The following is a 22,996-nucleotide window of genomic DNA, read 5'->3' as shown; positions in this document are numbered from 1 at the left end:
ATATTGACCCCGGCGGCCACCGCCTGGCGGATGGCGAGGATGCCCGAGTGGAAGTAGGTACCGTCGCCCATGTTGGCGAAGAGGTGGCGCTCTTCGGTGAAAGGGGCTTGACCGACCCAATTGACCCCTTCGCCGCCCATGTGGGTGAACGTCACCGTGCGCCGATCGGGAAGCCACATGGCCATAGCATGGCAGCCGATACCGGCCAGCGCCCGGCTTCCTTCCGGTACGCGGGTGGAGGTGTTGTGCGGGCATCCGGGGCAGAAAGTCGGTACTCGATCGAGAGGAATATTTTGTAGCGCCACCGGCCGCTCCAAGCCTTCGAGCCAAGCCAGACGCTGTTCGAGCTCGGCGGATGGCCCTAGGCGCAATAGGCGACGAGCGAGCACGCGCGCCACCAGGGTCGGTGTGAGCTCACCGGTCGCAGGCAACAGCTCCTGACCCCGTTCGTCGTACTTGCCGTAGATTGGCGGAGGCAAACGTCCATCGAGCGGATAGAGGAGCTCTTTGAGTTGGCTTTCGACGAGGGCGCGTTTTTCCTCGACCACGAGAATCTCTTCGAGCCCTTCGGCGAAGCGGCGTGCCCCCTCAGGCTCGAGCGGCCAAACCATGCCCACTTTGTAGAGACGGATGCCCATCGCCGCGGCGCGCGCCTCGTCGATACCGAGCTCGTCGAGCGCTTGGCGCACGTCCAGATAGGCCTTGCCGGTGGTGATGATGCCCAGGCGCGGTTGCGGAGAATCGATCTCGATACGATCGAGGCCGTTGAGCCGGCAATAGGCTTGCGCTGCGGCCAGTTTCACTTTCAGCAACCGCTGCTCCTGCGCCAAGGCCGGATCGGGCCAGCGGATATGCACGCCATCGGGCGGCAAGGGAAAATTTTCGGGGATACGCGTATCGATGCGGAACGGATCGACGTCGACCGAAGCCGAGGTTTCCACCGTATCGGCTACCGCCTTGAAGGCCACCCAGCACCCGCTGAAGCGGGACATGGCGTAGCCATGCACCCCATAGTCGAGGTACTCTTGGACGCCGGCCGGGGCGAGGATGGGCATCATCATCGCCACGAAGTCCTGATCGGTCTGCGAGGCGATGGTCGAGGAACGGCACATGTGATCGTCCCCGGCGATCGCCAGTACGCCGCCATGACGGGCAGTACCCGCGACGTTGGCATGGCGGAAGACGTCGCCGCAGCGATCGACCCCCGGCCCCTTGCCATACCACATGGCAAAAACGCCGTCGTACTTGGCGCCGGGAAAGAGCCCCACCTGCTGCGTGCCCCAGATGGCGGTGGCAGCGAGGTCTTCATTGACGCCGGGCTGGAAGACGATGTGGTGCGACTGCAGGTGTTTCCTGGCGCGCCATAGGGTTTGATCGAGCCCACCCAGGGGCGAACCCCGGTAGCCAGAGACGAAGCCGGCCGTGTTGAGTCCAGCGGCCGCATCGCGCTCCCGCTGGATGAGCAGCAGGCGCACCAATGCCTGATAGGCGGTGAGATAGACGCGACCCGTGACGACATAGCGATCATCCAAACTGGCGAGCGGCTGGACGACGGGTGCGGGGACGGCGGTACTGCTCATGAGAAACTCTCCGCAGAAAACGAGAACGGCTGCCTTAGGGCAGCACCTTACCCGGGTTGAGGATACCGAAAGGGTCGAGGGCGTGCTTGATCGCGCGCATCACGTCGATCGCCACCTCGCCCGCCTCACGACGTAGGAATTCCCTCTTTCCCATGCCGATGCCGTGCTCGCCGGTGCAGGTGCCGCCCAACGACTGCGCAATGGTCACGATCTGCGCATTGAGCGCCTCGGCCCCGGCAATTTCCTCGGGGTTAGTGGGATCGAGCAGAATGACGACATGGAAATTGCCATCGCCCACGTGGCCGGCGATGCCCGCGATGAAACCGGAAGCATCGATGGCGGCGCGCGATCGTGTCACCGCCTCGGCCAGTCGGGATATGGGAACGCAGGTATCGGTAGAAATGGCCTTACTGCCCGGGCGTAGGCTGAGGGCAGCATAGAGGGCATTATGCCGCGCCTCCCACAGACGGTTACGCTCTTCCGGCTTGATGGCCCAAGCGAAGTGCTCACCGCCATGCTCGCGCGCGATCGCCGCCACCGTCTCGACCTGTTCTTCGATGCTGCGCTTGCTGCCCTGGAATTCGAAAAAGAGCGTCGGTGCTTCGACTAGATTGGTTTTACTGTAGCCATTGAGGGCACGTACACAGACCTCGTCGACGAATTCGACTCGCCCCACCGGCACGCCGGCCTGGATCGTCTCGATCACCGTCTGCACCGCTTCCTCCAGGCTGGGGAAGGGCACGACCGCCGCGGCGAGCTCCTCGGGCAGAGGATGGAGGCGCACGGTGATCTCGGTAAAAACGCCCAGAGTCCCCTCCGAGCCGACGAAAAGACGGGTGAGATCGTAGCCGGCGGACGATTTCTTGGCCCTGGTACCCGTGCGCAGCACTCTCCCATCCGCGAGCACCACTTCGAGGGCGAGCACGTTCTCGCGCATGGTACCGTAGCGCACGGCATTGGTGCCCGAGGCGCGGGTAGCGGTCATACCCCCGAGCGAGGCATCCGCCCCAGGGTCGATGGGAAAAAAGAGCCCCGTGCCATGCAAGGCAGCGTTGAGCCGTTTGCGCGTCACGCCCGGTTGCACCACTGCGAGCATGTCCTCGACGTCGATCTCGAGGATGCGATCCATGCGCGTGCAATCGAGCGCGATGCCACCATGCACCGCCAACACATGCCCTTCCAGCGAAGAGCCGGCGCCAAACGGGATGACGGGGACGCGGTGCGCCGAGCAGGCGCGCAACAGGGCAGCGATCTCTTCCCGGTGCTCGACGAACGCCACCGCCTGGGGTGGATGGTCGGGAAAGTGTGACTCGTCGTGACCGTGGTGGGCACACACGCCCGGAGATTGGGTAAAACGCTCGCCCAGCAACAAAGATAATTCTTCGACGAGGGTCGACGGCAGCTCGGCGACGAATGGACGGTTTCGGTTTATGGTCTCCATCGCTTTTCTCCCTTGGCGATCGACGGCAGCGTGACCTCGAAGCGTTTCAGAGGATCACGCTAGCCAGGTACTGGTCATAACTTTGCTCAGACAAGCGAAACCAGGAATACTCGTCGCGCAAGAATTTCTGATACAGCGCATTCAAACGCCGGAAATCTGCGTTTTTTTCTTCGAGCTCGGCAAAAACCTCGCGGCTCGCCTTGAAGGCTGCATCCATGACTTCCTTCGGCATACGCTGGATTTTGGCCCCCTCGGCGATGAGTCGGCGCAACGCCTCTGGATTGCGACTATCGTATTTTGCGAGCATCCGAGTGTGCGCATCGGTGGCTGCGATGCGTATCGCTTCCCGATAGGACTTTGGCAGGGCTTCGTAGGACTTGGCATTGATCAATAAGGTGACCTGGGCGCTGCCTTCCCACCATGCAGGATAGTAGCCATAGGGCGCGACGCGGTGAAACCCCAGTTTCTGGTCGTCGTAGGGTGAACTCCATTCCACCGCGTCGATCGTGCCTTTCTCGAGCGCCTGATAGACCTCACCGCCCGGAATGGCCTGAGGGACTGCTCCGAGCTTACTCAAAACGAAACCGGCCATGTTCCCCACGCGCATTTTCAGGCCTTTGAGATCTTCGACCGAACGAATCTGCTTGCGATACCATCCCCCCCATTGCGCCCCGGTATTGCCGAGAGGGAAATTGACGATTCCATAACGCGCGTAGAGTTCGCGCAGCAGCGCCATTCCTCCGGCTTCGTACATCCACGCGTTCATCATGCGCGTGTTCATACCAAAGGGCAGGATCGCATCGAAAGCGAAGGCCTCGTTCTTGCCGATGAAATTGAAGGCGATGGCATGGGCTGCCTCGACGGTAGCGTTTTGGACGGCGTCAAACACCCCAAAAGCTGGCACGATCTCGCCGCCGGCCGAAACTTCGATCTGGAAAGCGCCGTCGGTCAGCGCCGCAACGTTGCGGGCAAACTCCTCGCTCACGCCAAACAAGGTATCGAGCGAGCGCGGATAGCTCGAAGCCAAACGCCAACGCAGCGCTGGCTGTTCCGCCCGTACGGCAGGGGCGATCCCCGCTGTGAGAAGAATACCCGCCAACCCTGTTCCTTGGACAAAACGCCGACGATCCATGCAATTCTCCTCATCCCCAATACGGACTGGCGCTCATGACGCGACAGCAGCTCGGAAACGCTCCGCCAGGCGGCTCGTCTCCCTTGCCAGCAGTGCCGTATCCGCTCCCACGGCGACGAAGACCCCCCCTCGTCCAGGTAACGCCAAGCACTGGCTTCGTCGAAAGCCAAGGCTCCCGGAGCCTTGCCCTGTGCCAAGATACGCTGGAATGCCTCGACCAGGGTTTGCTGAACTCCAGTGCGCTCACGATCTCTACTTGAACCACTACGCTGGCTTGATCGACGTTACGCCCGCAGGCGTTCAGCGAAGGACACCGGCCATATATTGATCGTAACTGATGTCCGCCAGCCGAAACCACGAATACTCATCCAAAAGAAAGCGCCGATATTTGGGATAGATACGGCGCCAATCTTCGTTGCGTTCGCTCAATTCGTCGAAATAGGCAAGCGCCGCCTTGTAGGCTGCATCCATGATGTCTTTGGGCATGCGCTGAATCTTCGCCCCTTCGCCGATCAACTTGCGCAATGCCTCTGGGTTACGTGCGTCGTATTTCGCTATCATCTTGACGTGCGCCTCGCTCGCTGCGATGCGGACCACTTCCTGATATTCGTTCGGCAAGGCATTGTATGCCTTCACGTTTACATAAAGATCGTTCTGTGAATTGCCTTCCCACCATGCAGGATAATAACCATAGGGGGCAATCTTGTGAAAACCAAGCTTCTGATCATCATAGGGTTCGGTCCATTCCACCGCATCGATCGTCCCCTTCTCCAAAGCCTGGTAGATCTCGGCGGCGGGAATCGCTTGAGGCAACCCACCCAAGCGGGAGAGTATTTGCCCTCCCATATTGCCGATTCGCATCTTCAATCCCTTGAGATCTTCGAGCGAACGGATCTCCTTACGATACCAGCCTCCCCATTGAGCTCCGGTATTGCCCATGGGAAAGTTCACGATGCCGTAGCGTGCATACAGCTGCCGAAATTCCTCGAGTCCGCCCCCATCGTACATCCAAGCGTTCATCATCCTGGTATTCATGCCAAAAGGAATGACCGAATCGAGGGCAAAGGCTTCGTTCTTACCTATGTAATAATAAGGATTGGTATGCGCCGCCTCTACCGTCCCTTGCTGCACCGCATCGAACACACCGAAGGCCGGTACGATCTCCCCTGCAGCATAGTATTCGATCTGAAAGCGCCCCCCCGTCATTTTATGCACCGCCGTCGCGAAATCCTGCCCGCAACCGTAAGCGGTCTCCAGCGACTTGGGATAGCTCGACACCAAACGCCAGCGCACGTTCTGCTGGGCCATGACCACCGCCGGGGCCATGCCACTGGCCAAAATGCCGGCGATCCCCACACCGGAAAGAAAATCCCGTCGTTGCATCTTTCTCCTCCTCGCCCATCCGCCCATTACCCAGTCACGCTAGCCATGTACTGATCGTAACTAATTTCGGAGAGCCGAAACCAGGCATACGCATCTTTCATGAATTTTTCGTAGATGGGGTAGATACGCCGCCAATCCTCATTGCGCGCGCTCAGCTCGGCGAAATACTCTTGACTGGCCTTGTAGGCTGCATCCATGACGTCCTTGGGCATACGTCGAATTTTTGCCCCTTCCGCCAAAAGCTTACGGAGCGACTCGGGATTACGCGCATCGAACTGGGACGAGAGGCGAATGTGGACATCGCTAGCAGCACTCGCCAAGGCGGCTTGGTATTCGGGAGAAAGCGCCTCGTATGCCTTTCGGTTGACAAACAAGGTATTCTGACCGCCACCCTCCCACCAAGCGGGGTAGTATCCATAAGGAGCTATCCGGTGGAATCCCATTTTGTAATCATCGTAAGGATGGGTCCACTCGACCGCATCGATCGTCCCTTTCTCTAGTGCCTGATAAATCTCACCCCCAGGGATCGCTTGAGGCAAACCGCCCAAACGGGCGAGTATTTGCCCTCCCATATTGCCGATTCGCATCTTCAATCCCTTGAGATCTTCGAGCGAACGGATCTCCTTGCGATACCAGCCTCCCCATTGAGTACCGGTAGTGCCAAAAGGAAAATTGACAACATCATAGCGAGCATAGAGTTCACGAAAGATCTGCCATCCGCCACCGTCGTACATCCAGGCAGTCATCATACGAGAATTCATGCCAAATGGGATGATACAATCGAGAGCGAAAGCCTCGTTCTTGCCGATGAAGTAATAAGGCATGGCATGACCGGCCTCGACGGTGCCTTGCTGGACTGCGTCGAATACGCTGAAGGGCGGTACAATTTCCCCTCCGGCAAACACCTGAATCTCGAAGCGGCCGCTGGTGAGTTTGCGAAGGTTGGCCGCCAAAGTCTCACCAGCACCAAAAGCGACGTCGGTTGAACGCGGATAGGCGCACACGAGCCGCCAGCGCACGTTTTGCTGCGCCATCACCACCGAAGGAGCCACGCCCGCGGCCAAGATGCCCGCCAAGCCCGCTCCTCGCATGAAATTGCGTCGTTCCATCTCCTCTCCTCCACCACTACGTGCTTTCTGATGCGGGCATCCTGGCCGCCCCAAATTTTTTTATATAAAAACAAATTTTAATCATAGTATAATGAAAAAACTGGGTATCGCAAGTACAGACTGACTTCAGTTTGCATCCCCATCCCAGTGCTCCTCCCATGCCCCTCGCCGGATCCCCTACCAGACTAGTTGTCGATGAACGCCTTTCTCCTTTATCGCGTCTGGTGGTCTCTCAAAACCCCATCCGTAATTCAATGATGATCACCCGTTCGCTCGAAGCGATTTTCAACGCCGCCATCGCTGCCGTTAATCCCAACTCAGTGCTAAGGCGCGCTCTGATCTATGACGGCAATCGCTTAGCCTTGCCCGACGGGAGCAGCTATGTGCTCGAGCATTTCGATCGCCTCCTCGTCGTCGGTGCCGGCAAAGGGGCGGCAGTGATGGCTCAAGGGGCAGAATCCGTGCTCGGCGAACGCATTACCACCGGACTCGTCGTCGTCAAGTACGATCATGCCGTTCCTCTGCGTCGGATCGCACTCGCCGAGGCGGCGCACCCCGTCCCTGATGCAGCCGGCATCGACGCGACCGCCCGCATCCTGCAATTACTGGAAAGCGCCGATGAACGCACTTTGGTGTTGTGTCTGCTCACGGGGGGCGCGTCGGCCCTGCTCGAACATCCTCTACCCGGCCTGACCTTGAACGATCTTCAAGAGACCACCGCCTTGCTCCTCGCCGCTGGCGCCAATATTCGCGAGCTCAACACGGTACGCAAGCACCTCTCGGCCATCAAAGGCGGACGGCTCGCCGTGGCCGCCTACCCGGCCACGGTTCTTACTCTGGTGCTTTCGGACGTGATCGGCGATCCGCCGGAGATCATCGCCTCCGGTCCGACGGTCGCGGATCCTTCCACGTACGCCGAAGCCTGGTCCGTCCTCGAGCGCCATGGTCTACAAGATGTCGTGCCGACCCGCGTGGCGGCGCACTTGCGCCGTGGACTGAGAGGAGAAATTCCCGAGTCACCCAAACCGGGCGATCCTCGGCTCGCCCGCAGCCACACGGTGATGGTCGGCAACCTGCACGAAGCGATGATCGCGGCCCAGGCGGAGGCAGAGCGCCTGGGCTATCGCAGCACCCTGCTCACCGAGACACTGCACGGCGATGCCGTCGCGGCTGCCCGTCATCTGGCGCACATCGCATTGGAAGAAGAAAAATCGACGAAGGAGCGGCGCTGTCTGCTCGCCGGCGGCGAGACCACGGTGCAGGTGGTGGGCAACGGCAAGGGCGGGCGCAACCAGCACCTGGCGCTCGCTTTCGCCCTGGAAATCGCCGGACACTCCCGCATCTCACTCCTCGCCGCCGGTACCGACGGCACCGACGGCCCCACCGACGCCACCGGAGCCTACGTCGACGGCAATACCATAGCCAGCGCCCGGGCACAGGGGCTCGATCCTGAGGAGTTCCTCGCGCGCTGCGACGCCTACACTTTCTTCGCCTTGCTCGACGAACGCAGCGGCTTGTCGCACCACTTTCGCCCGGGGCCGACAGGGACGAACGTCATGGACATCGACGTCATCCTGATTTCAGACGTCGAGACAAAGTAGGTTACGCTCCGACGGCACCGGAGTGCCACGAACTCACCCTTTGCTCCCTTTCAGTAAATCTGCATAACGCGCTCGCAGCTCCCGCTTCAAGAGCTTGCCAGCGGTGTTGCGCGGCAAGTCATCGACGATGAAAACGTGCTTGGGTACCTTGAACGGCGCGAGTTTCCCCTTGGCGTACTCGATCAATTCCTGAGGATCGAGCTTTGCCCCTTGTTTCAAGGTGACCACGGCAGTGACCGCTTCGATCCACTTCTCGTCGGGCACGGCGATCACCGCGACTTCGGCTACCGCCGGATGGGTATAGAGGCACTCCTCCACCTCACGGCTCGACACCACCACTCCACCGGTATTGATGATGTCCTTGATGCGGTCGACGACGTAGAGGTACCCCGCTTCGTCGAGATAGCCGACGTCACCCGAGTGGAACCAGCCACCGCGAAAGGCTTCGGCCGTTTCCTCAGGTTTTTCCCAGTAGCCGATCATCGCATGCGGGGAACGATGCACGATTTCCCCGAGCTCGCCCGGAGCGACGTCGCGCATCTGCTCGTCGACCACGCGCGTCTCGACGTTGATCGCGGGGCGACCGGCCGAAGCAGGACGATCCTTGTGATCCTCGGGCTTGAGCACGGTCGCCACCGGGGCCATCTCGCTCTGACCGTAGGCATTGAATAGGCGCGCATTCGGCAGACGGCGAGCCAATTCTTGCAGGACCGGCAAAGGCATGATGGAAGCGCCGTAGAACCCCTTGGTCAAGGAAGAGAGGTCACGGCGGTCGAAATCGGGGTGCCGTAGCAGGGCGATCCACACCGTGGGCGGGGCGAAAAACGTATTGATCTTCTCTTCTTCGATGAGGCGCAACACCGTGGCCGGCTCGGGTGCCGGCAGCAGGACGATCCTTGCTCCGACGAGCAATTGCGGCATCACGAAAGCATGCATTTGCGCCGAGTGGTACAGAGGTAATGGCGCGAGCGAACGATCAGAAGAGTCGGTCTGGCATTCGATGATCACGCTCATGTATTCGGCGAGGAGGGCGCGATGGGTCATCATCGCCCCCTTGGGGCGCGACGTGGTCCCCGAGGTATACAGGAGCTGCACCACGTCGTTCTCGTCGAGCGACATCTCGGGAGGTTCGATATTTCCCTCGCCCTGAGCAATGCGCAAAAGATCGAGCTCATCGCCACCGTACATCGTGCCATAGAGGCGGCAGGATAGACGGGGTTGGATGTGCTTCACATGCTCGGCGATGGCCGGATCGTAGAAGAGGGCGGCCGAGCGCGACTGCTCGACGATGTACTCGAGCTCGCTCTCGACCAGCGCATAATTGATGGGGACGTGGATGAAGCCAGCCCGCGTACAGGCAAGCCACAGGATTACGTACATGTCGGAATTTTTACCATAGGCTGCCACCCGTTCGCCCGGTTTCAGCCCCAAGGCCAAGAGGCCGTTGGCAAGACGATTGACCGCCTCGTCGAGCGCGTGGTAGGTCCACAGGCGATCGCCGAAAATCAAGGCTTCTCGGTCTTTGTTACGCACCACCGAACGATGAAAGGCATCGCCGATGGTGTTGCGAATGGTGCGCCGGATCTCCGGGGTCAAGGTGTATTCCATGGGTCTCCTCCGTTTAGGTGCATAAAAATTTCATTCGATGGTAATAGCCATGCACAAGGAAATGGTAGCAGAACTCAAGACCGATAGTAGCTAAGATACCAAGCGACGAATTTCCCGATCCCCTCGCGCACGCTGGTCCGGGGGCGGTAGCCCACGGCCGCCTCGAGCTCGCTCGTATCGGCGTAGGTGTCGGGCACGTCGCCCGGCTGCAGGGGTAGGTATTCGCGCTTCGCTTTCCGGCCGAGCGCCTCTTCAAGCGCTTCCACGTACTCGATGAGCGGCACTGGACGGCTTGCGCCGATGTTGTAGATACGCCAGGGGGCACGGCTCCACGCCGGATCGGGCGCATCGCCCGACCAGTTCGGGTCGGATTCGGCCGGCTTGGCGGCGAGCCGCAGCACCCCTTCGACGATGTCCTCGACGTAGGTGAAGTCGCGCGTGTGCCGACCTTCGTTGAAGAGCGGGATGGGTTCGCCGGCGAGGATCTTGCGGGTGAAGATGAAGAGCGCCATGTCCGGCCGTCCCCAGGGCCCATAGACGGTGAAGAATCGCACCCCCGTGGTCGAAATGCCGAAAAGGTGGCTATAGGCATGCGCCATCAGTTCGTTGGCACGCTTGGTGGCGGCATAGAATTGCAGGGGATGGTCGGCCGGCTGGTGTTCGGAAAAAGGCAAGCTGGTGTTGGCGCCGTAGACGCTCGAGGTGCTCGCATAGACGAGGTGCGGATGGGGCGTGGCGGCACGGCAGCATTCCAGCACATTGACGAAGGCGTCGATGTTGCTGTGCACGTAGGCGCGCGGGTTCTCCAGCGAATAGCGCACGCCCGCCTGTGCGGCCAAGTGGATCACCGCGTCGAACCGGTGCGCGGCGAAACAGGCTTCGAGCACTGCGCGATCGGCGAGGTCGGCGCGATGAAAGGTGTACGGCGTGCCGGTGCGCGCGGCCGTGGCCTCGAGCTCGCGCAGCCGCGCTTCCTTTAGTGCGGGGTCGTAGTAATCGTTCACGACGTCGATGCCGACGACGCCCACCCCCCGTTCGAGCAGGGTACGTGCCGTATGAAAACCGATGAAGCCGGCGTTGCCGGTAACGAGATAAGTGGCCATGCGCGAGCCTTTCGTCGTTGCGATCCGCGAAATTATAAGGTACGCTCATTTTCATCCTCGCCGCTTCGTGCGATCCCATGATCCCTTGGCTCGACCCGCGCCTCCCTCCCTGCTTCCCCTCGCCGCGGCTGGCGCTGCCCGAGCCCAACGGCCTGCTCGCCGCAGGAGGCAGCCTTGCCCCTTCGTGGCTACTGGAAGCCTATCGGCAAGGGATCTTCCCCTGGTTCTCGGAAGGGCAACCCATCCTGTGGTGGAGCCCAGCTCCACGCCTCGTGCTCGAACCGCAGCGGCTACGGGTGCGCCGCTCGCTGCACAAGGTGCTGCGCCACCGCGGTTTCGTCACCACGCTGGACGTGGATTTCCCGTCCGTGATCGCCAACTGCGCGCGGCTGCGCCCCGAGGGTACCTGGATCACGCCGGAGATGATCGACGCCTATATCCGCCTGCATGCGCTCGGCCACGCGCACAGCGTCGAGACCTGGCACGAAGGCCGCCTCGTGGGCGGCCTCTACGGCGTGGCCCTGGGCGGAGTTTTCTTCGGTGAGTCGATGTTTCACCTCGAGCCGGACGCTTCCAAGGTGGCGCTGGTGCGGCTGTGCGCCGAGTGCCGTGCGCGCGGCATCACCCTCATCGATTGCCAGATGAGCACGCCGCATCTGCGCTCTCTCGGCGCCGAGGAGATCTCGCGCGAGGAATTCCTCGCCCAGCTTGCCCGGCTCGTGCCCGAGCGCCCCACGCCACAGCGCTGGCAGAGCGAACTACCGGCCGCCGCACTCGCAGAGGGAACATTCTCCCGGGAGCCCCTTCCATGAGGCATGCCACTCCACCCGAGACGCTGCGTTTCTACCCCTCTCAGCCCTACCCGTGCCCTTATCTTCCCGATCGTACGGCGCGTTCCTGCGTGGCCACGCCGGCGCACCTCGTCGATGCCGCCACCTACGGCCGGCTGGTACGCGAGGGGTTCCGGCGCAGCGGCTATTTCTCCTATGGCATGATCTGCGACCAGTGCGAAGCCTGCGTGTCGGTGCGCGTGCCAACGGCGCGTTTTTGCCCCGACCGCTCGCAGCGCCGCACCTGGTTACGCTGGGTCGGCAAGCTCGGCGCCACCGAGCAGCCCCTCGTCTTCATTCCCGAGCACTTCCGCCTCTACCGCCGCTACGTCATGGCGCGCCACGACGAAGCCGACGAGGACGCCTCGCCCGAGAATTACGAGCGATTCCTCCTCGCCTCGCACGTCGACACGCGCCTCATCGAATTCCGCGCCCCCGATGGACGCGTGGTGATCGTGAGCCTCGTCGACGTGCTCGACGATGGGCTTTCCTGCGTCTACACGTTCTATGATCCGGAAGATCCACGCGCGGGGTTCGGGACCTGGTCGATCCTGTGGCACATCGCCCAGGCCCAAGCGAACGGCATGCCCTATGTCTACCTCGGCTACTGGATTGCCCGCTCGCGCAAAATGGCGTATAAAGCGCGTTTTCGCCCGCTCGAAGGCTACTGGCGAGGCCGCTGGCTGCCCTTCGAGCGCATCGAACCGCTCTTCCGGACCGTACCATGATCCCTTACTGCTTCGCCCGTCCGGCGCTCTTCGCGCTCGAACCGGAGACCGCCCACGACCTGACGATCCACGCGTTTGCTACCCTGGGGCGGCTGCTGCCCCCGCCCGAGCCACCCCGGCGCGCCCCCGTCACCCTCATGGGCCTGGAATTTCCCAATCGCGTCGGGCTTGCCGCCGGGCTGGACAAGAACGGGGAGGCGATCGATGGTCTGGCGCGGCTAGGATTCGGTTTTATCGAGGTGGGCACCGTCACGCCGCGGCCGCAGCCGGGCAATCCCAAACCGCGGCTCTTCCGCCTGCCGCAGGCGCGCGCCCTCATCAACCGCATGGGATTCAACAACGACGGCGTGGACGCGCTGGTCGCACGGGTACGCGCTCGCCGTTGGCGCGGGATTCTCGGCATCAACCTCGGCAAGAATGCCGACACACCCCTCGAACGCGCCCTCGACGACTATGTCGCGGGACTGCGCCGCGTGTGGACCACGGCCGACTACGTGACGATCAACGTCTCCTCACCGAACACGCGCGCCCTGCGCGAACTGCAGCGCGGCGACTCGCTCGAGGCGCTACTCGGAGGGCTACGCGAAGAGGCCGAACGGCTCGCGACGAGCCACGACAAGCGCACGCCGCTCGTGCTCAAGATCGCCCCCGATCTGGAAGAAACCGAGCTCGATCTCATCGCCGAAAAAGTGCTCGAATACCGCATCGACGGCGTGATCGCCACCAATACCACGATCTCGCGCGAGGGCGTGGCGCACCTGCCGCACGGCCAGGAAACGGGGGGGTTATCGGGCGAGCCGCTGCGCGAACGCGCCACCGCCGTGCTCGCGGCACTTGCGCAGCGCCTTCAGGGGCGGGTGCCGCTCATCGCCGCCGGCGGCATCCTCTCGGGCGAAGATGCGCGCGCCAAGCTGCGCGCCGGTGCTTCCCTCGTGCAGATCTACACCGGGCTCATCTATCGCGGCCCGGCGCTGGTGGAGGAATGCCTCAAGGCGACGGAGGAAGAATGCTGCCTATAGCTCCTTCTTGGGCGGGCAGAGCGGATGTCGCACCAGCCCCACCGGAATCGATGAGGGATTCGAGCCTGATCGTCACACGACGGTTCTTCTGCCGCCCTTCCTCGGTGGCATTGTCCGCGATGGGACGCTGATCGGCATAGCCTACCGCAGCGAGGCGGGACGATGCCACCCCTTGCTCCTCGAAGAGCCGCACGACCGCCGCCGCCCGCGCCGCGGATAGTTCCCAGTTGGAGGGATAGCGCGCCCCTCGGCGCAAGGGAACGTTGTCCGTGTGACCTTCGACCCAGATCGGCCCATCGCCGGCATACGCCAGAACGTTGGCCACTTGTCTGAGGATGGCGATCGCCATCGGGCCCAGCGTTGCTTCACCACTGGGAAAGAGGATGCCAGCGTTAATCTCCACGGTCACCCCGAACGCTCCCTCGCTCACCGTGACCTGACCGCTCTCGATCAAAGGCTGAAGCGCGGCACGCAAAGCCGAAGCGGCGTGGGCGGTGGTTGCAAGCGCCTGGCGCACCCGCTCTTCGCCGCGCTCGCTCCCCTGATCCCCCCGCTGCGGTACCGGCAGCGGTACGCCGCTGACGACGGCCGGTATCGGAATTTGCTCCTTCACTTCGCCGGTTTGGGGCACGATGACGCCAGCACGAAAGGCTTGGTGGAGGGATTCGGATAGAACGCGATATTTTCCCTCGTTGAGGGAAGACAGGGCGTACATCACCACGAAGAACGCGAAGAGCAATGTGATGAAGTCGGCATAACTCACCAGCCAGCGCTCCAGATTCTCGTGTTCTTCGGAAGATTTCCTGCGCCTCGCCATGGTGCGCCTCGCTCAGGAGGAAGAGTCTGAACGAATCTCGGGCAAATACGAACCCATCCTGCTTTCGATCAGCCTCGGATTATCCCCTTGGGCGATTCCCACGAGTCCATCGACGAGCATTTGGCGTTGCACCGTGAGCGTGCGGATGTGGGTCATCAGCTTCTTCGACACCGGGATGAAAATGAGGTTGGCCGCGCCCACGCCGTAGATGGTGGCCACGAAAGCCACGGCGATGCCTGCGCCCAGCTGAGAAGGATCGGCGAGGTTTTCCATCACGTGGATGAGCCCCATCACAGCCCCGAGAATGCCGATGGTGGGAGAATAACCACCAGCCGATTCCCACACCTTGGCACGCAGTTTCAACTGTTCCTCGGCCATGTCGATCTCGGTCTCGAGCACCTCGCGCATTCGATTCGGCTCGATGCCGTCGACGAGTAGTTGGAGCCCTTTCTGCACGAAGGGATCCCTTTCCTGAGCGATCCGCGCTTCCAGCGACAAAAGGCCGTCACGCCGAGCGATACGCCCCCATTCCGTGGTTTTCTCGATGAGCGCATTGGAATCGTCCGCGGGGGTGACGAAGACCCATTTGAGCAGACGCAAGGCTCCGACGAAGATGGGCAAAGGGGTTTGCAACAGCACGGCTCCCGTCGTGCCGCCGAAGACGATGAGAAACGCCGTCGGCTGCAGCAGGGAGCCGATATGTCCTCCTTCGAGGATCTGACCGACGACGATGGCCGCCAGCCCGAGGACGAGGCCGATGAGGCTGGTCGCATCCATCGCCGTCAGGCTTCGTCCGCCGTGGTGTCGGGCCGCTCAGCAATACGGCCCGCTTTGGGCGGGCGACCTCGACGGGCCCGTGGCAGCGGGGATTTCTCCCCCAGCAGGAAGGACCTCAGGCGCAAAATGGCTTGCGCGTGCAATTGCGACACCCGCGATTCGCTCACCCCAAGAACGGCGCCAACCTCTTTGAAATTGAGCTCATGGTCGTAATAGAGCGAGAGCACCAGTTTTTCCTTTTCCGGCAAGTCGATGATCTTCTTTACCAATTGCGCCCGCAGTTCGGCCGACTCGGTGAGATCCTGGGGACCCGGCTCGTCATCCCCGAGATGGCGCTCGAGAAAGTCCTCGCCCGCCTCGGGTTCGTACATCAAATCGTCGAAATAAAGGATCTGGTGACCTTTGGCTTTGGAGAGCAGCTTTTGATAGGCTTCGAGTTCGATGCCGAGCGCTTCGGCCACTTCCCTCTCGCTGGGCGCCCTCCCCAGGTGCTGCTCGAGGGCTGCGATGACCTCCTCGACGCGGCGCATTTCCTTGCGCAGCTGGCGCGGAACCCAGTCGTTCTCGCGCAAGGCATCGATCATGGCACCGCGGATACGAGCGAGCGCATAGGTTTCGAATTCGGCACGATCATCGTCGCGATAGCGATCGATGGCCTCCACCAGCCCCATCATGCCGCATTGGACGAGGTCGTCCAGCTCCACGTTCGGCGGCAAACGGTTGACCAGGTGCATGGCGATGCGCTTGACCATCGGCGCATACGCCCGTACCAGTGCCGCCATGTCCGGCTTGCCCGTCTCGTCCAGCATCCATGCGACCTTGCGTTTCGACGGATCGCGCGCCTCGGACCTACGCACGAACCCCGCCCACAGAGGGGATTTTCCCTCAGCTCGTATTTTTTTACCAGAGGGAGTCAACGCAGCCGTCACCATGATTTCGTCCCTGCCTTGGTTCCGACCGCCCCCGAGGGCCAACCGGGTGACTTGGCCATTCCCCCGTCCTCGCCGGTCATCGCCTGCCATGCGCGCGCATCGAGGGTTTCGAGCCGACTCCAGCCTGCCACCCGTAAAGAGAGTTTGCGCCACCATATTCCTTGCAACTCGCGCACGAAAGCCTCCGCCTCGGCGGCATCGCGCCCACCCGCCGTCACGACACCCAGGCGCGAGCGCCCATGCAACGTGGCATCTTGAGCCCGGCCGAGCGCTTCACGCACGCCATCGGCCGATAGTTCGGCGAGCACCACGGCACTCGGCGCACTCGTGAGAAAGGCAGACGCATCGGCCGCGTCGCCCCGGCCCGCATGGACCAGCGCCGTTTCGAAGGGTCGCAACAAGGTTTGAAACGAACGCAGCAGGCGCTCACGACGCATCTCGTCGAGCAAGGGAAGCGCGAGCGCCGCCGCCTTCACGTTGAGATAACTCACGCCCCCGGGAAGCGCCACGAGGAGGCGGATCGCACGTTCGGTCGAGCCCAGGGCACTCAATAGATCGGCCGTGCGGCCCGCCCCGGCCGCCTCGGGTAGAGTCTGGCTGGAGACCGCTTCATCGACGACGAGGACCGGGCCCGAGCGGCGCGCCAGCCGACGAGCGAGCCGCATCGTGTGATCCGCCCACCCCGCACCCGTGGAGAACACCGTACAGACGGTTGGCGGTCGCTGCCGGAAAAGCCGCCTCAGGGTTCCTGCCTGGTCTCCGAGTATTTCACGCATGATGCTCTCCTCGATCACGCCCCGACCGCTGCGGCCAGCCACAGTGCCGCCTCGTCGGCGGCCATCGTCACCCGTTCGCTCCCGGCGCCACGAAACGCCCGCTGCAGCAGCCAAGCGCGGTTGGGCAAGTGCAGATCCTCCGGCACGCGCTGCCCGTTGGCGACGTAGTGCACGCGCAGTCGATGCCGGATCGCCACGTCCAGCGCCGCGGCGATGGTGGCCGCCTCGTCGACCTTGGTGAAGATGCAGCCAGCGAGCCCTTCGCCGCCAAACGCGCGGGCGACGTCGTCGAGCGTATCGCCCCGGCTCGTGGCGTTGAGGCACACGAGCCGGCGCACCGGCCCCGCGCCCATGAGCATCGCCACCTGCTCGGTCACCGCCTTGTCGCGCTGGCTCATGCCGATGGTGTCGATGAGCACCATGTGTCGGCCACGCAGCTCACCGAGCGTGGCGCGCAAATCGTTCGCGTCGCGTGCGGCGAACACCGGAACGCCCAGGATACGCCCATAGATGCGCAGCTGTTCATGAGCGCCGATGCGGTAGCCGTCGGTGGTGATGAGCGCCACCCGAGCCGCCCCGTGGCGCACCACGCAGCGGGCGGCGATCTTGGCGGTGGTGGTCGTCTTGCCCACGCCCGTCGGGCCGACGATGGCATAGACGCCGCCGCGGTCGATCAGATCGTCGTCGCTGCCGACCACCTCCAGCCGTGCCCCCAATCGCGCCATGGCCGCTTCGCGCGCGGCGTCCCAGTCCTCGGTCGCCTCGATACGGTCGCACACCTCGCGCGCGAGCGCCGGCGAAAATCCCGCCTCCAGCATCTCGCCGAGCAAACGCGCGCGGGCCGGCGCCTTGCGCACGGCTTCGTTCCAGGCGAATCCGGCGAGTTGCCGCTCGATCATCTCCTGTATCTTGCCCAGTTGCCGTGCGAGCACAGCGTTTTGTTCCTGCAGGGCCTCGATGCGCCCCTCCAGCGCCGGCGAAGACGGGGGCTCGACGGGCGCCGCACCGAACCAACCCGGCTCGCGCAACGGTTCCGGTACTGGCGGCTCCTTGCGCGCCGCCTCCATCGCCCGGCGAATGCGCTCGGCCTCCTCCTCTTCCTTACGCACGACGTATTCCGGTGTCTCCATGCGCGGCGGAGCGAATGGCTTGATCTCGGGGGCACTGCGCCGCTGCGGTCCGCGAGAGGAGAGCGTCACCACCGGCTCTTCCTCGGGAGCAGACGCTTGGGCATAGGCCGCGGCCGCGGCCCGCTTGCGCCCGCCTGCCGACTCGGCCTGCCGAGGCGCCGTCGCGGCGGCGCTCGACCCACCGGGCAACGCACCCACCGCGTCGGCCGGCAGCGCCAGAATCTCGACGCCGCCCTCGACGGAGCGGTTCGCCAGAACGATCGCATCCGCGCCCAGTTCCTGTTTGAGCTGCCGCAGCGCCTCACGGGCTGTCGGTGCGAAATAGCGTTTGACGTCCATCTGGCTGCTCCCCCATGCACGGGCCGTCCGGTCGGCCCCTCGATCCCATTATCGGCGGCTGCCCTCTGGGCTCGTCGCATGAAAAAAGCGGGGTAAACCCCGCTTTTCTCCGGCCGACGAGGGGTGCATCACGACGCGGGCGAACCGATCATCTCCACGATCTCGATCGAGCGCTCCTCGGGCATCTCGCTGGTGGCGATCACCCGGAGATTCGGCACGGCACGCCGCAAGAAACGGGCGAGCAACCAGCGCAGCTGCGGCGGCACGAGCAAAATGGGCGCCAGCCCCTGTTGCTCCAGACGTTGCACGGCCAACCCGCTCTGGCGTAGCAAAGTGTCGGCCAAACCCGGTTCGATCGCCCCCGGCTTACCTCCGCCCGCACCCACGGCCTGCATCAGGATACGCTCGAGCGCCGGATCCAGCATCAAGACGGGAACTTTGCCGCTGCCGGGTGCGAGCGACTGCACGATGGCACGTCCCAAGGCTTCACGCACCCGGCTGGTGAGCTCCACCGGATCCTGCGTCTTCGGCGCCCATTCGGCCAAAGTTTCGAGGATGGTGCGCATGTCACGGATCGCCACCCCTTCCTCGAGCAGATATTGCAGCACCTTCTGCACCGTCGTCACCGGCACCACGGTGGGCACCAGGTCCTCGACGAGTTTGGGAGATTCCTTCTTGATGCGGTCGAGCAGTGCCTGCGTCTCCTCGCGACCCAGCAGTTCACCGGCATGCTCGACGAGTACCTGGTTGAGGTGCGTGGCGATGACCGTGGCGGCATCGACCACCGTATAGCCCAACGCGTGCGCCCGCTCGCGCAGCCCGGCGTCGATCCACTTCGCCGGTAGGCCAAAGGCGGGATCCTTACCGGGCCGCCCCTCTATCGGGCCGAGCACTTGCCCCGGATCGATCGCCAGATATTGTCCGGGATAGACTTCGCCGCTGCCGATCTCCACCCCTTTGAGCAGGATACGGTAGGCGTTGGGCCTTAGTTCGAGATTGTCGCGGATATGGACGGGAGCGGGCAGAAAGCCCACCTCCTGGGCAAACCGCTTGCGCAATCCCCGGATGCGCTTGAGCAGCTCCCCGCCTTGCGACTGATCGACGAGCGGGATGAGGCGGTAGCCGATTTCCAGGCCCAGGACGTCCACCGGCTGCACGTCGTCCCAGCTCGCCTCGATCACCTCTTCCTGCGGCGCAACGGCGGCAGGCGCAACGGTTTCCGGCTCCGCCGCTCGCCGACGTTCGTTCGCCCAACGTTTCCATGCCATCCACCCCAGGGTGCCCCCGATGAGCAGGAAAACGAAGTTCGGCATCCCGGGAATCATGCCCATCACCAAAAGGATACTGGCCGCCAGAGCCAACACCTGCGGGTTGGTGAAGACCTGCTGGATCAACAACCCTCCCAGATCCATCGACTCCTCGCCCACCCGCGACACCACCATACCGGCGGCGATCGACACCATCAGCGCCGGAATCTGCGCCACCAACCCATCGCCGATCGTCAGGATCACGTAGGCATCGGCCGCGCGCGACAGATCCATGCCGTGACCGACCACCCCGACGATGAGCCCGCCCAGGATATTGATCAGCAGGATCAGGATTCCAGCCACCGCGTCGCCGCGCACGAACTTCGACGCACCATCCATCGCGCCGTAGAAATCGGCCTCCTGCGAAATTTCCTTGCGCCGGCGCCGCGCCTCCGCTTCATCGATGAGACCGGCATTCAAATCCGCGTCGATCGCCATCTGCTTGCCGGGCATGGCATCGAGGGTGAAGCGCGCACTCACCTCGGCGATGCGCCCGGCACCCTTGGTGATCACCACGAAGTTGATGATCACCAGAATCACGAACACTACGATGCCGATGGCCATGTTGCCACCGACGAGGAACTGACCGAAGGATTCGATCACCCGCCCGGCCGCATCCGGCCCCGTGTGTCCGTGTAGCAGCACCACGCGAGTGGACGCCACGTTCAGCGCAAGGCGCAGCAGCGTAGTGACCAGCAAAACGGTGGGAAATACCGAAAAATCCAGCGGGCGCACGGTATACATCGCCACCAACAGCACCACGACCGACATGGCGATGTTGAACGTGAAGAAGAGATCCAGCGCAAAGGGCGGCAGCGGCAGCACCATCATCGACAGCACGACGAAGATGAACACCGGCGCGGCCAGCAAGCGCATTTTCGAAGGCACGAACCACGTTCGCCAATCGATCAAGGTCCGCTCTCCTGCCATAGTCTCACTCCCTTACGGCGCACATCGCGCTCACGGCTCCCCGTCCCCAGCCTCTGCCGTGGCCACTTCACCCGGATCGAGTTCTGGTGGCACCGGCACTTCTTGTGGCGGCTGGGGCTTGGGTCCACCCTGGGCCATCCAGCGATCCAATTGAAACACATAGGCCAGAATCTCGGCTACTGCCGCGAAGAGGGTCGGCGGTATCGTCTCGCCGATCTCGACGTGCGCATAGAGCGCACGCGCCAAGGGCGGAGCCTCCACGCGGGGCACCTGAGCTTCGTCGGCGAGTTCGCGGATCCTCTGCGCGATGACCCCCCTGCCCTTGGCCACCACCATGGGAGCGGCCATCGATTTTTGATCATACTTCAGAGCCACGGCGAAGTGCGTCGGGTTGGTCACCACCACGTCGGCCTTGGGCACCTCGGCCATCATCCGTTTACGCGCCATCTCGCGCTGCACCGAACGGATACGCGCCTTGAGGTGCGGGTCCCCTTCCTGTTCCTTGTATTCCCGCTTGACCTCTTCTTTGGTCATGCGTAGTTTCTTGTAGTACTGCCACAATTGGAAAGGCACGTCGACCGCAGCGATCAGCGCGAGTCCGGACACGATCAGCAAAGCCCCGAATAGCATCTCGCGCAAAAAACTTCCTGCCGCATCGCTCACCGGCAGAACGCTCAAAGAGAGCACGACGTCGCGCTCACGCCGGAAGGTGATCCATACCATCGCCGCCACCACCGAGACCTTGAGCAGCGACTTGACGACCTCCATCGCCCCATGCAGCGAAAAAAACATACGGCGCAAGCCATTCATCGGATTGAGCCGCCCGAGACGGAAACCCAAGGTCTTGGGAGCGAACACCAGCCCACCCAGCATCAGGGGACCTGCCACCGCGGCAAGCATCAAGAAGAGCAAGAGCGGCGCGAACGAGATCAGCGATTCGACGTACAGCCGCTGCAATATCCCCAGCATCCGCGTCAAATCGAAAGCCGTATCGCGCTCGAAAGCGAACCCTTGAGTCAGCACCCCCACCCAACGCCGGCCCATCCACTCCCCTGCGATCATCAAAGTGATCACGCCAACGAAGAGCACGAGAAAGGTCCCGAGCTCACGCGAATGCGGAACCTGACCCTCTTCACGCGCCTTTTCCAACCGCCGTGGTGATGGTTGTTCGGTCTTTTCGAGATCGCTCTCTTCGGCCACTCTTCGCGCCTCTCACGACGTCCAGTCTTCATCGTAGCTGCATCCCCGCCCGCCCATCCAATGAAAAAACCGGTCGTCGCAGTGCAATTCCATCGACAATCGCTTCTGTCCCGCCCCGCCCTGCAACGAGGGGCAGGCATGGTAGGATATCGTCACCGCATTTCGCCTGCGGCAATATCCATACCATGGGAGAGGGGAAATTTAATGAATATCATCCGTCGCATCACGCTCGCCACAGGTCTACTACTATGCCTTCCTGCTTGGGCGCAGGAACCCATAGTCATAAAATTTAGTCATGTCGTGGCCGTCGATACCCCAAAAGGCAAAGGGGCCGAGTACTTCAAGAAACTCGCCGAAGAACGCACAGGGGGACGCGTGAAAGTAGAGGTTTATCCCAATAGCCAGCTCTACAAAGACAAAGAAGAACTCGAGGCGTTGCAGCTCGGCGCGGTGCAGATGCTCGCACCGAGCCTGTCCAAATTTGGACCACTCGGGGTACGCGAATTCGAAGTCTTCGATTTTCCCTATCTCTTCGACGGCTATGCAGACCTCCACAAAGTGACACAGGGTCCGGTCGGAAAGCAGCTGTTACAAAGGCTGGGTTCCCGCGGAATCGTCGGTTTGGCATACTGGGATAACGGTTTCAAACAGATGACGGCCAATAAGCCTCTGCGCACCCCAGAGGACTGCCGCGGTCTGAAGTTTCGTATCCAGTCTTCCAAAGTACTCGATGCGCAGATACGTGCGCTTGGCGGCATCCCCCAGGTGCTCGCCTTCTCCGAGGTATATCAAGCTCTCCAAACAGGGGTCGTCGACGGTGGTGAAAACACCGCCTCCAATATCTACACTCAGAAAATGCACGAGGTACAAAAATACCTGACCGTTACCGATCATGGTTACATTGGCTATGCTGTCATTACCAGCAAGAAATTCTGGGAAGGGTTGCCTGCCGACATCCGCACCACGCTGGAACAGGCGATGGAAGACGCGACCGACTACGTCAACGAGCTCGCCAAGAAGGAAAACGACGACGCTCTCTCCGCCATCCAGACCTCGAGCAATACGGAAATCATCAACCTCACGCCCGAGCAAAAACGAGCATGGAAAAAAGCACTCTTGCCGGTGCACCGCCAAATGGAAGGCGCCATCGGCAAAGAACTCATTCAATCGATCTATCAAGAAACGGGATTTGACCCCAGCAAACTCTAATCGGCTTTGATCGAGGACCGGGAAGGGCCCCGCCTAGGGCCCTTC

18 protein-coding genes and 1 pseudogene are annotated in these 22,996 nt (G+C 62.3%); 5 read left to right on the top strand and 14 right to left on the bottom strand.

Annotated elements, in window-relative coordinates:
* From EPD80_RS09870 to EPD80_RS09850, 5 genes and pseudogenes are all read right to left on the bottom strand, one after another.
* Positions 1–1,580, bottom strand: a pseudogene (locus EPD80_RS09870) (indolepyruvate ferredoxin oxidoreductase family protein); the annotation flags it as partial.
* Between the two features lie 34 nt (positions 1,581–1,614).
* The gene (locus EPD80_RS09865) at positions 1,615–3,021 is read right to left on the bottom strand and encodes an FAD-binding oxidoreductase (RefSeq protein WP_142811410.1); all 1,407 of its coding nucleotides are present in this window, start codon (positions 3,019–3,021) and stop codon (positions 1,615–1,617) included.
* A gap of 46 nt (positions 3,022–3,067) precedes the next feature.
* Positions 3,068–4,153, bottom strand: a complete 1,086-nt coding sequence (locus EPD80_RS09860; RefSeq protein WP_142811409.1) for a TRAP transporter substrate-binding protein — start codon at positions 4,151–4,153, stop codon at positions 3,068–3,070.
* Between the two features lie 300 nt (positions 4,154–4,453).
* On the bottom strand, positions 4,454–5,536 hold the full coding sequence (locus EPD80_RS09855; RefSeq protein ID WP_142811407.1) for a TRAP transporter substrate-binding protein: 1,083 nt from the start codon (positions 5,534–5,536) through the stop codon (positions 4,454–4,456).
* Between the two features lie 26 nt (positions 5,537–5,562).
* Positions 5,563–6,645, bottom strand: coding sequence for a TRAP transporter substrate-binding protein (locus EPD80_RS09850; RefSeq protein ID WP_142811405.1), 1,083 nt, complete (start codon positions 6,643–6,645; stop codon positions 5,563–5,565).
* Positions 6,646–6,899: 254 nt separating this feature from the next.
* Between EPD80_RS09850 and EPD80_RS09845 the strand changes: the two genes are divergently transcribed.
* On the top strand, positions 6,900–8,246 hold the full coding sequence (locus tag EPD80_RS09845) for a glycerate kinase type-2 family protein (RefSeq protein WP_142811403.1): 1,347 nt from the start codon (positions 6,900–6,902) through the stop codon (positions 8,244–8,246).
* Between the two features lie 33 nt (positions 8,247–8,279).
* On the opposite strand, the gene EPD80_RS09840 is transcribed toward EPD80_RS09845, so the two are convergent.
* Together EPD80_RS09840 and EPD80_RS09835 are read right to left on the bottom strand one after the other, a co-directional pair.
* The gene (locus EPD80_RS09840; RefSeq protein WP_142811401.1) at positions 8,280–9,854 is read right to left on the bottom strand and encodes a fatty acyl-CoA synthetase; all 1,575 of its coding nucleotides are present in this window, start codon (positions 9,852–9,854) and stop codon (positions 8,280–8,282) included.
* A gap of 74 nt (positions 9,855–9,928) precedes the next feature.
* Positions 9,929–10,957, bottom strand: coding sequence for an NAD-dependent epimerase (locus tag EPD80_RS09835; RefSeq protein ID WP_142811399.1), 1,029 nt, complete (start codon positions 10,955–10,957; stop codon positions 9,929–9,931).
* Positions 10,958–11,034: 77 nt separating this feature from the next.
* Here EPD80_RS09835 and aat point away from each other — a divergent pair, with 77 nt between their 5' ends.
* The 3 genes from aat to EPD80_RS09820 are packed head-to-tail and all read left to right on the top strand — an operon-like array spanning position 11,035 to position 13,534.
* Entirely contained in the window at positions 11,035–11,769 is a 735-nt protein-coding gene (gene aat, locus EPD80_RS09830) for a leucyl/phenylalanyl-tRNA--protein transferase (protein WP_142811397.1), read from the top strand.
* Complete coding sequence (locus EPD80_RS09825; RefSeq protein ID WP_142811395.1) at positions 11,766–12,515, top strand: arginyltransferase; 750 nt, start codon at positions 11,766–11,768, stop codon at positions 12,513–12,515. The genes aat and EPD80_RS09825 overlap by 4 nt, the downstream gene beginning before the upstream one ends.
* Entirely contained in the window at positions 12,512–13,534 is a 1,023-nt protein-coding gene (locus tag EPD80_RS09820; RefSeq protein ID WP_221928951.1) for a quinone-dependent dihydroorotate dehydrogenase, read from the top strand. Before EPD80_RS09825 ends, EPD80_RS09820 begins: the two co-directional genes overlap by 4 nt.
* On the opposite strand, the gene motD is transcribed toward EPD80_RS09820, so the two are convergent.
* The 7 genes from motD to flhB all read right to left on the bottom strand — a co-directional run bounded on the left by motD (position 13,503) and on the right by flhB (position 21,742).
* Complete coding sequence (gene motD, locus EPD80_RS09815) at positions 13,503–14,351, bottom strand: flagellar motor protein MotD (RefSeq protein WP_142811393.1); 849 nt, start codon at positions 14,349–14,351, stop codon at positions 13,503–13,505. The genes EPD80_RS09820 and motD overlap by 32 nt on opposite strands.
* A 12-nt stretch (positions 14,352–14,363) precedes the next feature.
* Positions 14,364–15,128, bottom strand: coding sequence for a flagellar motor protein (locus tag EPD80_RS09810; RefSeq protein ID WP_142811391.1), 765 nt, complete (start codon positions 15,126–15,128; stop codon positions 14,364–14,366).
* A 5-nt stretch (positions 15,129–15,133) separates the two neighbouring features.
* Complete coding sequence (locus EPD80_RS09805; protein WP_142811412.1) at positions 15,134–15,937, bottom strand: RNA polymerase sigma factor FliA; 804 nt, start codon at positions 15,935–15,937, stop codon at positions 15,134–15,136.
* Between the two features lie 116 nt (positions 15,938–16,053).
* Positions 16,054–16,836 carry a hypothetical protein gene (locus tag EPD80_RS09800; RefSeq protein ID WP_142811390.1) on the bottom strand — a complete coding sequence of 261 codons (783 nt, stop codon included), beginning with the start codon at positions 16,834–16,836 and terminating at the stop codon, positions 16,054–16,056.
* A 14-nt stretch (positions 16,837–16,850) separates the two neighbouring features.
* Positions 16,851–18,305 carry a flagellar biosynthesis protein FlhF gene (flhF, locus tag EPD80_RS09795; protein ID WP_142811387.1) on the bottom strand — a complete coding sequence of 485 codons (1,455 nt, stop codon included), beginning with the start codon at positions 18,303–18,305 and terminating at the stop codon, positions 16,851–16,853.
* A gap of 128 nt (positions 18,306–18,433) precedes the next feature.
* Positions 18,434–20,542 carry a flagellar biosynthesis protein FlhA gene (gene flhA / locus EPD80_RS09790; protein WP_142811385.1) on the bottom strand — a complete coding sequence of 703 codons (2,109 nt, stop codon included), beginning with the start codon at positions 20,540–20,542 and terminating at the stop codon, positions 18,434–18,436.
* 30 nt (positions 20,543–20,572) lie between these two features.
* Positions 20,573–21,742, bottom strand: coding sequence for a flagellar biosynthesis protein FlhB (gene flhB, locus EPD80_RS09785; RefSeq protein WP_142803419.1), 1,170 nt, complete (start codon positions 21,740–21,742; stop codon positions 20,573–20,575).
* A gap of 204 nt (positions 21,743–21,946) precedes the next feature.
* Between flhB and EPD80_RS09780 the strand changes: the two genes are divergently transcribed.
* Positions 21,947–22,951 (top strand): TRAP transporter substrate-binding protein, encoded by a 1,005-nt coding sequence (locus tag EPD80_RS09780; protein ID WP_142811383.1) that lies wholly within the window; start codon positions 21,947–21,949, stop codon positions 22,949–22,951.
* Positions 22,952–22,996 lie beyond the last annotated feature (45 nt).

This window comes from Tepidiphilus olei, assembly GCF_006980705.1.
Lineage (GTDB): Bacteria > Pseudomonadota > Gammaproteobacteria > Burkholderiales > Rhodocyclaceae > Tepidiphilus > Tepidiphilus olei.
This window is presented reverse-complemented; position numbering and strand designations above follow the sequence as displayed.